Source organism: Nguyenibacter sp. L1 (genome assembly GCF_035199985.1).
GTDB lineage: Bacteria > Pseudomonadota > Alphaproteobacteria > Acetobacterales > Acetobacteraceae > Gluconacetobacter > Gluconacetobacter vanlangensis.
This window is the reverse complement of the sequence record NZ_CP127015.1, coordinates 1880843-1895048: the sequence shown is the minus strand read 5'-3', so window position 1 is coordinate 1895048 and position 14206 is coordinate 1880843. Positions and strand designations below refer to the sequence as shown.

The window sequence follows — 14206 nt, the reverse complement described above, 5'->3', positions numbered from 1 at the left end:
CGCCATGGCGGGCCGCCGATGAACCACGCCGCGCCCGGCCCGCTCGCCCTCATCGCCTGGGCCCAGGCCCTGGACTGGCTGCTGCTGCTCGCCGTGCTGCCGGTACTCCTGCTGCTGTTCCGCCGCATGCGCGCGCTGTTCGCGCGCGTCGCCCCGGTCGGCGCGCTGATGACCGCGGTCGGCCCCGCGCCCGGCCAGCGCCTGCCGGCCCGCCTGGCCCGCGCCATGGACGGCGCGCCGCTGATGGTCGGCGGCACCCGCTCCGACGGCATGCGCTCGCTGCTGCTCTTCGTATCCGGCACCTGCCCGATTTCGCGCAAGATCCTGCCGATCGCCCAGGATTTCACCCGCCGCGAATCGATCGACCTGGTCTGCCTCGGCGACGACACCGACGCCATGCAGCATGACCTGATCGCCCGTTTCGCGCTGTCCCCCGGGCGCTTCGTCAACGATCCCGAAATCGGCCGCCTGCTCGGGGTGGACAAGCTGCCCTTCGCCCTGCTGCTCGACCCCTCGGGCCTGATCGTGGCCAAGGGGCTGGTCAACACCCGCGAACATCTCGAAAGTCTCGTCGTGGCCGGCGAAACCGGCCATGTCTCCGTGCAATCCTACCTCAACGCCCGGCCCCGCGCGGCATGACGCCGCCCGCCCGGGGCCATGACGCCGCACGCGTGCAGCCAGGAGTGTAAGCCAATGCCGGTCTCTTTTCTCGACACGCTGGGTGAAACCGTCACCCGCCGCCTGGCCGCCCGTTCCTCGCGCCGCGGCGTTCTGGGGCGCATGGGTGCCGTCATGGCCACGGCCCCCGCCTTCCCCCTGCTGCCCGTCAGCCGGGCCCAGGCCGAATCCGCGCCCCCGCCCGCGCCCGTCCTCACCGATTTCGAACGTCGCGCCCAATCCACCGACCCCGCCAAATGTACCTATTGGCGCCATTGCGCCATCGACGGCATCCTGTGCGGCTGCTGCGGCGGCGGGGTGCATACCTGCCCGCCCGGCACCCAGCCCTCGCCGGTGTCCTGGATCGGCACCTGCCGCAATCCCGACGACGGGCGTTCCTACGTCATCGCCTATCGCGATTGCTGCGGCCGCAATATCTGCGCCGCCCCCAAGGCGTGCGACTGCAACACCGCCGACCGCGAAATGCCCATCTACCGCCCGCAGGCCAGCAACGACATCATCTGGTGCTTCGGCACGGCCTCGACCGCCTATCATTGCTCCACCGCCGCCATCATCGGCCAGGCCAGTTGAAGCAGGGCAGGGGGCGCATCCCGCCCCCGGGATCTTCCATGCTATCGCGCGTCCCTCTCTCCACCCTCCTGCTGGCCGTCCTCGCCGCCGCCGCGCCGCCGCGCGGCCTCGCGCAGGCTTCCACGCCCCTTACGCCCGCCGCCATCCCGGTGGTCCCGGCGGTGCAGGCCCACTACCTCATCGGCTGCGGCGGCTGCCACGGCATCCAGGGCCGCTCCGGCCGCCAGGCGGTGCCCGACCTCGCCGGCCAGGTCGGCTATTTCCTCTGCACGCCCCAGGGGCGCGACTATCTGCTCCGCCTGCCCAACGTCGCCTTCGCCAACCTGCCGGCGCCGGACCTCGCGCGGATGATGAATTTCGTCGTCTTCACCTTCGGCGGCACCAGCGTCCCCGCCCACACCCGCCCCTACACGGCGGACGAGGTCGCGGCCGCCCGCGCCCGCCCCCTGCGTGTGGCCGACCTGCACGGCTACCGCGCCGCCCTGGTCCAGGCGGTGGTCCAGGCATGCCCCGCCGCCGCCGGGCTGCAGGAGTACGACACCGCCCAGGCCGCGCGCTCACGCCAGTGAACGCACTTTTCCCCGCCAGCGACAGGACATCCAGCGACAGGGCATGATGCACCACCCCAGCCACCCCATCCCGACCCGCTTCCGGGCCCACGCCCGGGCGTCCGTCTGCGCGGCAACCGCACGCGCCGCCGCCTGCACGGCTCCGGCATGACCGGCGCGTCCGTCCTGCTCCCGCTCGGCGCCGCGCTGCTCGCCGGCGCCATCGGCATGCTCTATCTCGCCGCCGGCCTCGCCAAGCTGCGCCGGCATGACGATTTCCTCACCACGCTCGCCGCCTACCGGCTGCTGCCCGATCCGCTGCTCGCCCCGGCCGCCTGGGGGCTCGGCGCCGTCGAAACCGCGCTGGGCGCCGCCCTGCTCACCGGCCTCGGCGCCCGCCCGGCCGCCTGCGCGGGCGCGCTGCTCTTCGTGGTCTTCGCCGCCGCCATGGCGGTCAACGTCCTGCGCGGCCGCACCGATCTCTCCTGCGGCTGCCTGCCCGGCATGGCCGGCGCCCGCCTCGGCTGGGGCGCGGTGCTGCGCACACTCGCCCTCGCGCCGCCGGCCCTGCTGCCCGCCCTGGCCGGCCTGCCCGCGGCCCCCCTGCTGCGCCTCCAGGCGCTGGCGGCGGGCGCCTGCCTGCTGGCCCTGTCGCTGGCCGTCTCCGCCCTGTATTCCGCCGGCCCCAAGGACCAGTCCGCATGATCGCCGCCCTGATCGTCTCGCAACTCCTGCTGTTTGCGGCCCTTGCTTCCCTCATCCTCGTGGTGCTCGCCCTCGCGCGGCAGATCGGCGTCCTGCACGAACGCATCGCCCCCATCGGCCCGCAACAGGCCCATGCGGGGCTCGAACCCGGCCAGGCCATCCCCCGCATCACCATGCGCACCCTCGCGGGCCAGCCCTTCCCGCTGGGCGAGGCCCTGCCCCCCGGCACGGTGCAGATGCTGCTCTTCGTCGCCCCCGACTGCCCGATCTGCAAACGCGTCCTGCCCATCGCGCTCGACGTCGCCCGCGATCGGGGCCTCACCCCCATCCTGGTCGGCGACGGCGCCGCGCCCGAACTGGACGCCATGCGCGACCGCATGGGCCTGGCCGCCATCCCCTTCGTCACGGGGGTCGAACTCGGCCTCGTCCTGCAGATCAACCGCCTTCCCACCCTCCTGCTGCTCGATTCCAACGGCACCATCCTGGCCAAGGACGTCGTCAACACCCGCCGCCAGGTCGAAACCCTCATCCCCCCCACCGCCGGCCGCGCCATCCCCCTCCCGGCCGCCGAATAGCCACCCCGGCATGCTCCTCGGCTCGGACCTCGCTTTTCAAGGTCCGCCGCAGGCTCGGCACAGTTGCCCGCACGGACATCTCGATGATGTCACGACCACAATGCGGACATGCCAGCCGGACGCCTCTCGCTCCGCCGGCCGGCCGGCGTTCGCACGGGCGTAATGGCTGGCCCGGCTATTCCACCTATTTCAACGGGCCAGGCGAATGGATGCATCGACGCCTGGAACGCTGATCCAAAGCCTCCTGATGGACGAAGTCCGCTGACGACATCCTGGCGTCAATCCAACGCTTCTGCCAATGAACCGTCGTTGTCCGCAGAAACGTGGATAGGAATTTAGAAATCAGGATACGAGGCTGCGATGGGTGTTATGATGCGGCATGCGCTTCAAACGCAACGAGGCACGTCGGCACCATATTCGGAGAAAACGGTATTGCGTTCGAAACTGATCGCCAAATGAAGCAGGCCTTCCACAACGAAGGTCGATCACGTTCTGACTTGGTCTCTCGGCGATTTCAGCGCGGACGCCGCCCTGCCGGATGACACCTGGAAAACCGCTGCGCTCTTTCGACATGGCGATCGCGGCCGCGTATGCGCTGCGTCTCGTGTTCCGTCCGCCCTTCATATGGTGAAAGGCTTCCTGCATGCCGTGTTTGATCTCATGAATGTGGCTCGCCGGTTCCCAATCAAGTAATCCGCACGGGCGCGCTCTCGGCAATCAATGAATCGCTTGTAGAATACCTCCCTCGATCGGAACATAGCTTAATAAGCAGTCAGTCCCGTATTCATTAAAATGGTTTTTATAAAGCTTCGAAGGATGACTTGACCTTCTGGTAAGACAAACGCTTTACAGGAACCATGCAGTGTGCATGAATAAGAATATCAATTGAATTCGAGATATTTTTGTAAAAAGCTTCTTCTCAGACAATCTTTACATAAAACGCCTGCGGAAATTAGGGTCTATATGCAACAGAGTTCCTCCTGTGACCCACGCGACAATGCAGGCCAAACTGCCTCAGCCTCGGTTCACGCGCTGGTAGAATTTCTTCGCTTCCACGGCATCCCAGCCGATGCATCTCAGATCGTGCATCAATGGGGTACCGAACCGTCATCTGCCACCGTCCTGCGTGTGCTTCAGCGCGCGGGTCTCAAAGCGCGGGCAGTCCGACTGCCATTGGCGCGCTTCACACGCGCCCCGATGCCTGCCTTGGCGGTTCTTGCTGACGGGACCCTGCGGATGCTTGGCCGCGTGAGCGACGACCAAGTGCTGCTCTTCGATTGCATCACGCGACGCCCAGCCATCGAAGGGATCAGCGCGTTTCTGGATGGCTGGTCCGGCGTTGCGATCCTTGCAACGCGCAGGTCTGTCGGCACGCTCGTGGAACTTCACTTCGGTTTTCGCTGGTTTCTCGGCGTGGTCAAGAAATACCGTCGCGTCTTAGGAGAAGTGCTTACAGCCTCCTTGTTTCTTCAAATCTTCGCACTTGCCACACCCCTGGCCTTCCAAGTTCTGGTCGACAAAGTCTTGGTTAATCGTGGCATGAGCACGCTGGACGTCGTCGCGGCGGCCCTGGCGGTGATCGCCCTGTTTGAGGCATTGCTGGGCGGATTGCGCAGCTACGTCTTCACCCACACGACCAACCGTGTCGATGTGGAATTGGGTGCCCGGCTGTTTCATCATTTGCTCGCGTTGCCGCTCGCGTACTTTCAGGCGCGTCGCGTGGGTGATTCCGTCGCCCGGATCCGTGAGCTCGAAAACATCCGCCAATTTCTGACCGGCTCAGCGTTAACGCTTGTCATGGATCTATTGTTCACCGTCGTCTTCGTGGGCGCGATGACTACATACTCGCTGAAGCTCACGGCGATCGTGCTGCTTTCCATTCCGATCTACGTCCTGGTCAGCGTGATCGCGACGCCCGTCTTTCGGGCGCGCCTTGAGGAACGTTTCAGACGGGGTGCGGAAAATCAGGCCTTCCTGGTCGAAGCCGTGGCTGGGATCGAGACGGTCAAGGCGATGGCGGTGGAACCGCAGATGCAGCAGCGCTGGGAGGAGCAACTCGCGGGTTACGTCCGGACGAGCCATTCCGTGTCCAATATCGGCAACGTCGCGACTCAGATAATCCAAGGCACCAGTAAGCTGGTAACGGCGGCCACGTTGTGGGTCGGGGCGCACGAGGTCATTGATGGCGGCATGACCGTTGGGGGGCTGGTGGCGTTCAATATGCTGTCCGGGCGCGTCAGCCAGCCCGTGGTGCGTCTCGCGCAGATGTATCAGGACTTTCATCAGACCCGCATTTCTGTTGAACGATTGGGTGACATTCTCAATACGCCGATAGAGCGCGGCTCTGGAGCGAGCGGCAATCCGCCCAGTCTTGCCGGGCGGGTCTGTTTCGAGCGCGTTAGATTCCGCCATCGGCTCGATGGCCCGCTTGTGCTGGATGAAGTCTCTCTGGATGTGGCCGCCGGCGAAATCATCGGGATTGTCGGGCCGTCCGGGTCCGGGAAAAGCACGCTGACGAAACTGCTGCAACGCCTTTACGTGCCGGAAAGCGGCCGTATCCTCGTCGATGGCCTGGATCTCGCGTTGGCCGATGCGGCTTGGCTGCGACGGCGGATCGGGGTCGTTCTGCAGGAAAATATCTTGTTCAACATGACGGTGCGCGAGAATATCGCCCTCGCCGATCCGGGTATGACAATGGAGCATGTCGTGCGGGCGGCAACGCTTGCCGGCGCACATGACTTCATTCTCGGCTTGCCCGAAGGCTACGACACGCAGGTCGGAGAACGTGGCGCGTTGCTGTCCGGCGGCCAACGTCAGCGCATTGCCATTGCCCGCGCCCTTGTCGGCAATCCGCGGATCCTGATCTTTGATGAGGCAACCAGCGCGCTCGATTATGAGAGCGAACGCGTCGTCCAACATAATCTGCGCACGATCTGCACAGGGCGGACGGTATTTATCGTCGCGCACCGCCTGAGCACCGTCCGGCACGCGGACCGGATCATTGCCCTGGAGGGCGGCCGGCTCGTCGAACAAGGCTCGCACGATGAGTTGCTGCGGCGCGGTGGCCACTATGCAGCCCTCCATGCTTTGCAGGGAGGGCTGCATGCCGCCGGATAATGTGGTGCGCATGGCGCCGCCAACAGGCGCCGCCGGGAAACCCGATGAAACCATGGCGACTTTGCTGCCACTGCTCGCACGTCGTCCCCGTTACGAACTCGAGTTCCTGCCCGCGGCGTTGGAAATCGTCGAGACGCCCGCGCCGCCGGCGCCACGGGCGATCGCCATGGCGATTTGCGGCTTTTGCTGCGTCGCTATTGTATGGTCGATCCTTGGTCGCATCGATATTGTCGCAAACGCGCCCGGCACGATCATTCCGTCCGGTAAAGTCAAGCTAGTGCAAGCCGTCAGCACCGCCAACCTCCAGCAGATCCTGGTCGCGGATGGGGACCACGTCGTCACGGGTCAGCCGGTGTTAAGGCTCGACGCTGTGTCTGCACTGGCCGCGCGCGACAAGCAGGCAGCTGACCTAGCGGCGTCGCGATTGGCCGTGGCGGGGCTTATAGCGTTGCGTGATCAAATGGCATCCCCGGGACACCCGTTGCATTTTCGCCCCCCAATTGGCGTCACCCTGGCACAAATCGAGCAAGAGTTTGCCTCCGTCTCGGCACGTTCCAGCGAGCAGGAGGCCAAGCTTGCCTCCCTGACGCAGCAGATGGCGGAAAAGCGGGTTGAAGCCGTGGAAGATGCCGGCACGGTTGATAAGCTTAAGGCCGAGTTGCCGATGCTGGCGGATGTGCGGAATATGTATGCCAAGCTCTACGCGCAACGCCTGGCAACCAAGATCGATCTTCTGTCGAGCGCCCAGCGCTTTTCGGACGCGGCCCATGATCTGGCAATCCAGATCGCGCATCGCGGCGAAGCGGTAGCGGAACTGGCGTCGCTCACCAAGCAATATGCGGCGCAGCAGGCGGACTATGTGCGTGGCGTGCTGCAGGACCTGTCGGAAGCCCAACGGACATTGGGCGAGGATGAGGCCTCCTACCGGGCGGCCGCGCACGAGGCGAACGAAACCGTGCTCCGGGCGCCCGTCACGGGTACAGTACAGCAACTGGCGGTGCATAGCAGCCACGGGGTCGTAACGCCCGGGGAGAAGTTGATGGTCATCGTGCCCGACGATCAACACCTCGTGGTGGAAGCGATGATTGCGAACCGCGACATCGGTTTCGTGCAGGTCGGGCAGCGGGTGCAGGTGAAGGTCGCGGCGTTTAAGTTCACGCGGTATGGCCTGGTTCCGGGGCGCGTCGTGTCGGTCAGCCGAGATGCGGTGGATGATACGACGAAAGATACTCAGGATGACATGCCAGGACGTGCTGGCACACCCGCAGCGGGCATGCAGAGCGGCAGTGAGCCCGATCTCGACGGCGGTGAGGGCAGCGGCTACGTCGCACGCATCGCACTTGACCACGCCACCCTCCCTGTCGAGGGCGCGAACGGCGCGGCTTCAGTCGGGCATGGCGGTCACCGCCGAAATCCTCACTGGACGCAGGCGCATCATCAGCTATCTCCTGTCTCCGCTGAATCGCTCTATCCAGGATGCCGGGAGAGAAAGATGAGTGAGGGCTCAAAGCGGGGGGAGGGCGTCACAAACTCAATGTGTCCTCTCTCTCTTGAAGGAGACAATGCGTTGCGATTCAGGGGAATGTACGTTTACGGTGCCGGCAATGGTGCCCTTTCCGCAAGCCTTTGTCACAATCCTGCCAGCAGCAATTATATCGAACTTCTGGGCACCGCGCATGCGAACCGATGTGGCCCATGACTCGCTGACGAGACGAACGAAGCGGTTCGATGTCGGTGTGGTAGGCGAAGAGGTATCCAACGTCGATGGACATTACGACGTGAATAGAAAGTTTATGAAGAGGCGGTCCATCTACATGATGTCGCTCGCAACGGTAGCGGTCGCCCTTGTTCTACGGGAATGCGAGAAACGCGCACCGCGTGTCGCTGCCATAAACGGCGTGATATACTGTGAAAATCCGTCGCGTGGGATCGGAATAGGCGTAGGTACGAATACGGTTACTAATGAGCATAATTATTTCTTGTCGCTGCATTGGGATGCCGAGTGGAACGTCCAGTCCCAAAAGTTGCGGATTGAACCAAGTACTGAGGCAACTCCGTTGGGCCACATCCTGGTCGGAACCGTAATGACGAAGTCCAGCCCTCTCTATTATTTTGGGAAAACGTCTTCCATGGAAATGGTCTCCAGGCTGCACGGGGTTCGCGATCCCAAGCGCGATCTGCCGGGACTTAAGGCTTACTCCGACTGGGCTAATGAACTATATATACCGAATGCGAATAATGGTGATCCATTTATTCAATGTATTGGCATTTCGTGGAACACGAATTCGGGCGATGCATCCTGTTATGCCCAGTGGTCCTTTGAAAAACACTACGGCGCTGACATTGGGTTCCACATGGAAAATCTCACGCATTTTGAAGCAATGCGACGAGAAGTAGAGAATCTGATCACGCAAGATCTATGCAAAGGGGGAGAGGGAAGATGAAAGACGTCACGTATGTGATGCCCGAGGTGGCCGAAAGGTCGTTTGACTCTCAATCGAATTGCGGGAATCGTGAAAACAATATGTAACGCGATTGTGTGGCTGCACTATGGGCCAATGCCCACGTATTGATTTCAATCATGCCTCCCAACTCCGATATGAGGATGTCAGAAAATGTCCATTTTCACACTCCGGAGAACGAAAATGACGTCTGCGCGACCATCGGATTTTAAAGCGATAGCGTCGGATTACTTTGATCAATTCATAGCGTCGGGGCAGCCATTTAGTGGGGTCAAAGGAGTCCCAATGACGAGTTTGCTCGAGGATTACCTCCAGGAGCATGAAATATATAAAGTCTCTTCCGCAGTAGACTTTTTAAATAAATGTGGATTTGGGTTGGTTTGTCAGGATGTTGATGAGAAATTGAATATATCTAGGCAATTTAGAAAGTTATGGATTGGAAAATCCACAAAAATTGTAAAGGGTATATTCCCTCTAATGCCTACGGAGCTCTATGCGTCAGTTTACATCTCAAATGATGACGCCGAAAAAATTGGAAAACTTGAATTAACCGCTTTCCCTTCTGCTTTTTAAGGGGAGTTTCATGATATGTCTGAAGAAACGATCCAGGTTATATTTCAACCGATCCAAAGTGCCAGCGGTCTACTTGGGTATCACGAGACTTTACTTTATACGAATTCGGCAGGCGTAAGTTTCTATTATTCTGCCAATCCTGGTGTCTCTGGAGCGAATTTACTCTTAGCCTTACGGGGAACGTTTTCTGCTATCCAGGCCGCACAGTCTGGACAAGAAACGACTTTCGGCACTATAACAACGGACGGAGGCGCCGTTAGTGACCTGTCCGCGGCCGCGTCGCAGCGGTTATTTGGTTCGCCAAGTTCTCCGTATTCTACGGTAACAGTAGCCAGCGGTGCAAATCTATCTCCAGCGTGGACGGATATTGGAAACGTATACAGTAACGTAGCTAACGCTGGAGTCCCTTACTCTCTCTTGACACAAAATTCCAACTCGGTCGCCAGTACTGCCCTTGTTGCAGCAGGGATAGAGTTGCCGCAGATTTCCCAAGGACAAAATTTGGGATTTTGGGCTCCTGGGGCTGAGAACATTTTACCGTTTGGGGGCGCCACCGGCGGAACGCAGCAGATCACGGACAATGATAATGGTTCGCCCGGCGGTAGTTCCGTTATGGTCTCAAATGATCCTGCTCAGAATCAAAGCTATACCGTTATTCAAACGGCATCCGATCAGCAAACGATAAACTTCACCGATCCGAAGGGAAACGTTCCAACCAGAGATACTTTGACAGAGAACGCCGACGGTTCGGTGGAAAGTGATATCACAGGTTTCAATCCCGACGGCTCTACGAAATACACCCAGACGCTCGCAATACAACCCTCTGGTTCAACTGTAGCATCGGTGTCCGGCATCGGATCTACTTTAAACCTAGACAATAGTACTATCGTTATATTTTCAATCTCCCAAATAGAGATAAGCGGCAACGGCGACACCATCACCGAAAACAACGCCGATGCGCTAACGGTCGATGGCGGCGGGAATTCGGTCTACGCGGGACCGGACGAATATCTCGAGATTGCCGGAACCGGTGGGAACTACGATAACGTCCATGGAGGCGACGACGTATCGGGGGACAAGACGGCAAACGGTCTGAACACCGGCATTGTCTTCGATTCGAACGTAGAAGCCAATATGTATGGCAGCGGTAACACCATCACCGAAAACAACGCCGATGCGCTAACGGTCGATGGTGGCGGGAATTCGGTCTACGCGGGACCGGACGAATATCTCGAGATTGCCGGAACCGGCGGGAACTACGATAACGTCCATGGAGGCGACGACGTATCGGGGGACAAGACGGCAAACGGCCTGAACACCGGCATTGTCTTCGATTCGAACGTAGAAGCCAATATGTATGGCAGCGGTAACACCATCACCGAAAACAACGCCGATGCGCTAACGGTCGATGGCGGCGGGAATTCGGTCTACGCGGGACCGGACGAATATCTCGAGATTGCCGGAACCGGCGGGAACTACGATAACGTCCATGGAGGCGACGACGTATCGGGGGACAAGACGGCAAACGGTCTGAACACCGGCATTGTCTTCGATTCGAACGTAGAAGCCAATATGTATGGCAGCGGTAACACCATCACCGAAAACAACGCCGATGCGCTAACGGTCGATGGCGGCGGGAATTCGGTCTACGCGGGACCGGACGAATATCTCGAGATTGCCGGAACCGGCGGGAACTACGATAACGTCCATGGAGGCGACGACGTATCGGGGGACAAGACGGCAAACGGTCTGAACACCGGCATTGTCTTCGATTCGAACGTAGAAGCCAATATGTATGGCAGCGGTAACACCATCACCGAAAACAACGCCGATGCGCTAACGGTCGATGGCGGCGGGAATTCGGTCTACGCGGGACCGGACGAATATCTCGAGATTGCCGGAACCGGCGGGAACTACGATAACGTCCATGGAGGCGACGACGTATCGGGGGACAAGACGGCAAACGGTCTGAACACCGGCATTGTCTTCGATTCGAACGTAGAAGCCAATATGTATGGCAGCGGTAACACCATCACCGAAAACAACGCCGATGCGCTAACGGTCGATGGCGGCGGGAATTCGGTCTACGCGGGACCGGACGAATATCTCGAGATTGCCGGAACCGGCGGGAACTACGATAACGTCCATGGAGGCGACGACGTATCGGGGGACAAGACGGCAAACGGTCTGAACACCGGCATTGTCTTCGATTCGAACGTAGAAGCCAATATGTATGGCAGCGGTAACACCATCACCGAAAACAACGCCGATGCGCTAACGGTCGATGGCGGCGGGAATTCGATCTACGCGGGACCGGACGAATATCTCGAGATTGCCGGAACCGGCGGGAACTACGATAACGTCCATGGAGGCGACGACGTATCGGGGGACAAGACGGCAAACGGTCTGAACACCGGCATTGTCTTCGATTCGAACGTAGAAGCCAATATGTATGGCAGCGGTAACACCATCACCGAAAACAACGCCGATGCGCTAACGGTCGATGGCGGCGGGAATTCGGTCTACGCGGGACCGGACGAATATCTCGAGATTGCCGAAACCAACGGGAGCTACGATAACGTCCATGGAGGCGACGACGTATCGGGGGACAAGACGGCAAACGGTCTGAACACCGGCATTGTCTTCGATTCGAACGTAGAAGCCAATATGTATGGCAGCGGTAACACCATCACCGAAAACAACGCCGATGCGCTAACGGTCGATGGCGGCGGGAATTCGGTCTACGCGGGACCGGACGAATATCTCGAGATTGCCGGAACCGGCGGGAACTACGATAACGTCCATGGAAGCGGCGACGCAGCGGGGGCAACGACCGCGAACGGACAGGGTGCGGGCATCATCCTCGATACGAACACCCAGGCGACGGTCTATGGCAACGGCGACACCATCACCGAGAATGCCGGCGATGCGCTCGGCGTTGGTGGTAATGGCAACACAATCTATGCCGGCGCAGACGAGTATCTCTTCGTTTCGGGAACCAACGGCGACTACGACACTATCTATGCCGGCAGCGACGCAGCAGGGGCAACGACCGCGAACGGACAGGGTGCGGGCATCACCCTCGATACGAACACCCAGGCGACGGTCTATGGCAACGGCGACACCATCACCGAGAATGCCGGCGATGCGCTCGGCGTTGGTGGTAATGGCAACACAATCTATGCCGGCGCAGACGAGTATCTCTTCGTTTCGGGAACCAACGGCGACTACGACACTATCTATGCCGGCAGCGACGCAGCAGGGGCAACGACCGCGAATGGACAGGGTGCGGGCATCACCCTCGATACGAACACCCAGGCGACGGTCTATGGCAACGGCGACACCATCACCGAGAATGGTGGCGATGCGCTCGGCGTCGGTGGTAATGGCAACACAATCTATGCCGGCGCAGACGAGTATCTCTTCGTTTCGGGAACCAACGGCGACTACGACACCATCTATGCCGGCAGCGACGCAGCAGGGGCAACGACCGCGAACGGACAGAGCGCGGGGATTACCCTCGATGCGAATACCCAGGCGACCGTTTATGGCAACAATGACACGATTACAGGGAATACGGATGCTGCGCTGACGATTGACGGCACCGGCGACACGGTCAGCAATGGCAATGGCAGCACACTGACCCTTTCTAATGCCAGCAATAACAGCTTCACGCCGGGTAGCAACGCTACCATCAATATTGGAGGCGGGTCGAACAATAACAAATTCAATATGGCCGGCACTGGGGATACCGTTGTTGACGACGGGTCGAACAATACGTTCAACGGGGCGATCGCCGGTGCCAATGACGAGACGTTTGCTTTTGGCGACAATAGCAGCGGCAATGTCGTCACCGGGAGCAACCTCACCGTCCATCTCGGGAACGATCTGAGCCTGACCGTGACGGGCAGCAATGACACCTTCACCGGCGGCGATGGTGACACGCTGGACATTACCGGCTCGGACGACACGGTGGATACCGACCATGCCCTCGTGACGTTTTCGGGCTCGCACGACAAGGTGATTGGAACGGGTGACGAGCAAAGTGGCGGTGTCTACACCTACACGACCACCTACGTCACGACCTATACGTATACGGTCTTCTATGGCCTGGACGCGGACGTCACTAAGCCGGTGAACGCCATCGGCCAATACGACCTGTCGCATGGGCTGTCCGCGGACACCGCGGACACGGCCTGGAGCCTGGACGAACAGGCCATTCGTGCCGGCACCAACGTTCCTGGTGCCGTGGCGCCGTCCTTGTTGGTCGGCGGCTTGGTTGACAGTCGCCATCCTGTCACGTGGAGCTTTACCGAGACGGCGCCCCGAGGCGTACCGCTCTATGGAGGCACCATCCAAGGGACGTATCAGGCCGCAGTGGAACAGGCGATCGACACATGGTCCAAGGCCTCCGGCATCGATTTCGAACAGGTTGCGGACTCGGCCTCGTCCGACATCCGTATCGGGTGGGGGAACCTCGATACCGCGGATAGCGGTGTCGCCGGCGTCACCCTACTCAGGGCCAGTGAGGGGAGCCTGCGTCCCGGTACGATGATCGAGCTTGAAAATCCCTTGCAGGACCCGTTGACGCAGACGCGTGCCGGAGCCTTTACCTACGCGGGGAGTTCGGTCGGGCTTGAGCAACTCGCCCTGCACGAGATCGGCCATGCGCTCGGATTGGCCGAAAGCGCCAACCCGACCTCGATCATGTATCCGGAGTTGAGCGCGCGCAACGTGACCCTCAGCGCCTCGGACAGGTCCGAGATCGCTGCGCTCTACCCCACGGCCCGCGACGCGGCCGCCACCTCTTCGATGATACAGGCCATCGCGTCATTCACCGGCACGGCGGCACCGGCCCACACGTCCGTGCTCTGTCCTCCGAGCAGCGCAGAACCACTCCTCAGCGTCCCGGCGCACACATCATGAAACGGGAGGCAGCCACGGCACCCGACCTTCATGCCGCCAGATACACGAAGCC

Annotated in this window: 10 protein-coding genes; all 10 read left to right on the top strand. The window is 60.7% G+C overall.

Annotation, left to right across the window (positions count from 1 at the left end; genetic code table 11):
• Nucleotides 1-18: 18 nt before the first annotated feature.
• The 10 genes from QN315_RS08615 (at nt 19) to QN315_RS08570 (ending at nt 14154) form a co-directional block, all read left to right on the top strand.
• Nucleotides 19-639 (top strand): methylamine utilization protein MauD, encoded by a 621-nt coding sequence (locus QN315_RS08615; RefSeq protein ID WP_323992982.1) that lies wholly within the window; start codon nt 19-21, stop codon nt 637-639.
• Nucleotides 640-693: 54 nt separating this feature from the next.
• Nucleotides 694-1248, top strand: a complete 555-nt coding sequence (locus QN315_RS08610; protein ID WP_323992980.1) for a methylamine dehydrogenase light chain — start codon at nt 694-696, stop codon at nt 1246-1248.
• Between the two features lie 38 nt (nt 1249-1286).
• On the top strand, nt 1287-1817 hold the full coding sequence (locus QN315_RS08605; RefSeq protein ID WP_323992978.1) for a hypothetical protein: 531 nt from the start codon (nt 1287-1289) through the stop codon (nt 1815-1817).
• A 147-nt stretch (nt 1818-1964) separates the two neighbouring features.
• The gene (locus QN315_RS08600; RefSeq protein WP_323992976.1) at nt 1965-2501 is read left to right on the top strand and encodes a MauE/DoxX family redox-associated membrane protein; all 537 of its coding nucleotides are present in this window, start codon (nt 1965-1967) and stop codon (nt 2499-2501) included.
• Nucleotides 2498-3076 carry a thioredoxin-like domain-containing protein gene (locus tag QN315_RS08595; protein WP_323992975.1) on the top strand — a complete coding sequence of 193 codons (579 nt, stop codon included), beginning with the start codon at nt 2498-2500 and terminating at the stop codon, nt 3074-3076. Before QN315_RS08600 ends, QN315_RS08595 begins: the two co-directional genes overlap by 4 nt.
• A 963-nt stretch (nt 3077-4039) precedes the next feature.
• Nucleotides 4040-6193 (top strand): type I secretion system permease/ATPase, encoded by a 2154-nt coding sequence (locus QN315_RS08590; RefSeq protein WP_323992973.1) that lies wholly within the window; start codon nt 4040-4042, stop codon nt 6191-6193.
• The gene (locus tag QN315_RS08585) at nt 6180-7892 is read left to right on the top strand and encodes an HlyD family type I secretion periplasmic adaptor subunit (RefSeq protein WP_323992971.1); all 1713 of its coding nucleotides are present in this window, start codon (nt 6180-6182) and stop codon (nt 7890-7892) included. Before QN315_RS08590 ends, QN315_RS08585 begins: the two co-directional genes overlap by 14 nt.
• Nucleotides 7870-8637 (top strand): hypothetical protein, encoded by a 768-nt coding sequence (locus tag QN315_RS08580; protein ID WP_323992969.1) that lies wholly within the window; start codon nt 7870-7872, stop codon nt 8635-8637. Before QN315_RS08585 ends, QN315_RS08580 begins: the two co-directional genes overlap by 23 nt.
• Before the next feature lie 303 nt (nt 8638-8940).
• Nucleotides 8941-9228 carry a hypothetical protein gene (locus QN315_RS08575; protein WP_323992967.1) on the top strand — a complete coding sequence of 96 codons (288 nt, stop codon included), beginning with the start codon at nt 8941-8943 and terminating at the stop codon, nt 9226-9228.
• A 474-nt stretch (nt 9229-9702) separates the two neighbouring features.
• Nucleotides 9703-14154, top strand: a complete 4452-nt coding sequence (locus QN315_RS08570) for a matrixin family metalloprotease (RefSeq protein ID WP_323992965.1) — start codon at nt 9703-9705, stop codon at nt 14152-14154.
• Nucleotides 14155-14206: the final 52 nt, after the last annotated feature.

What these genes read in the sequence shown, in the direction of transcription:
- QN315_RS08615 (WP_323992982.1), top strand. Translation starts at nt 19, where the DNA reads ATGAACCACGCCGCGCCCGGCCCGCTCGCCCTCATCGCCTGGGCCCAG.
- QN315_RS08610 (WP_323992980.1), top strand. Translation starts at nt 694, where the DNA reads ATGCCGGTCTCTTTTCTCGACACGCTGGGTGAAACCGTCACCCGCCGC.
- QN315_RS08605 (WP_323992978.1), top strand. Translation starts at nt 1,287, where the DNA reads ATGCTATCGCGCGTCCCTCTCTCCACCCTCCTGCTGGCCGTCCTCGCC.
- QN315_RS08600 (WP_323992976.1), top strand. Translation starts at nt 1,965, where the DNA reads ATGACCGGCGCGTCCGTCCTGCTCCCGCTCGGCGCCGCGCTGCTCGCC.
- QN315_RS08595 (WP_323992975.1), top strand. Translation starts at nt 2,498, where the DNA reads ATGATCGCCGCCCTGATCGTCTCGCAACTCCTGCTGTTTGCGGCCCTT.
- QN315_RS08590 (WP_323992973.1), top strand. Translation starts at nt 4,040, where the DNA reads ATGCAACAGAGTTCCTCCTGTGACCCACGCGACAATGCAGGCCAAACT.
- QN315_RS08585 (WP_323992971.1), top strand. Translation starts at nt 6,180, where the DNA reads ATGCCGCCGGATAATGTGGTGCGCATGGCGCCGCCAACAGGCGCCGCC.
- QN315_RS08580 (WP_323992969.1), top strand. Translation starts at nt 7,870, where the DNA reads ATGCGAACCGATGTGGCCCATGACTCGCTGACGAGACGAACGAAGCGG.
- QN315_RS08575 (WP_323992967.1), top strand. Translation starts at nt 8,941, where the DNA reads ATGACGAGTTTGCTCGAGGATTACCTCCAGGAGCATGAAATATATAAA.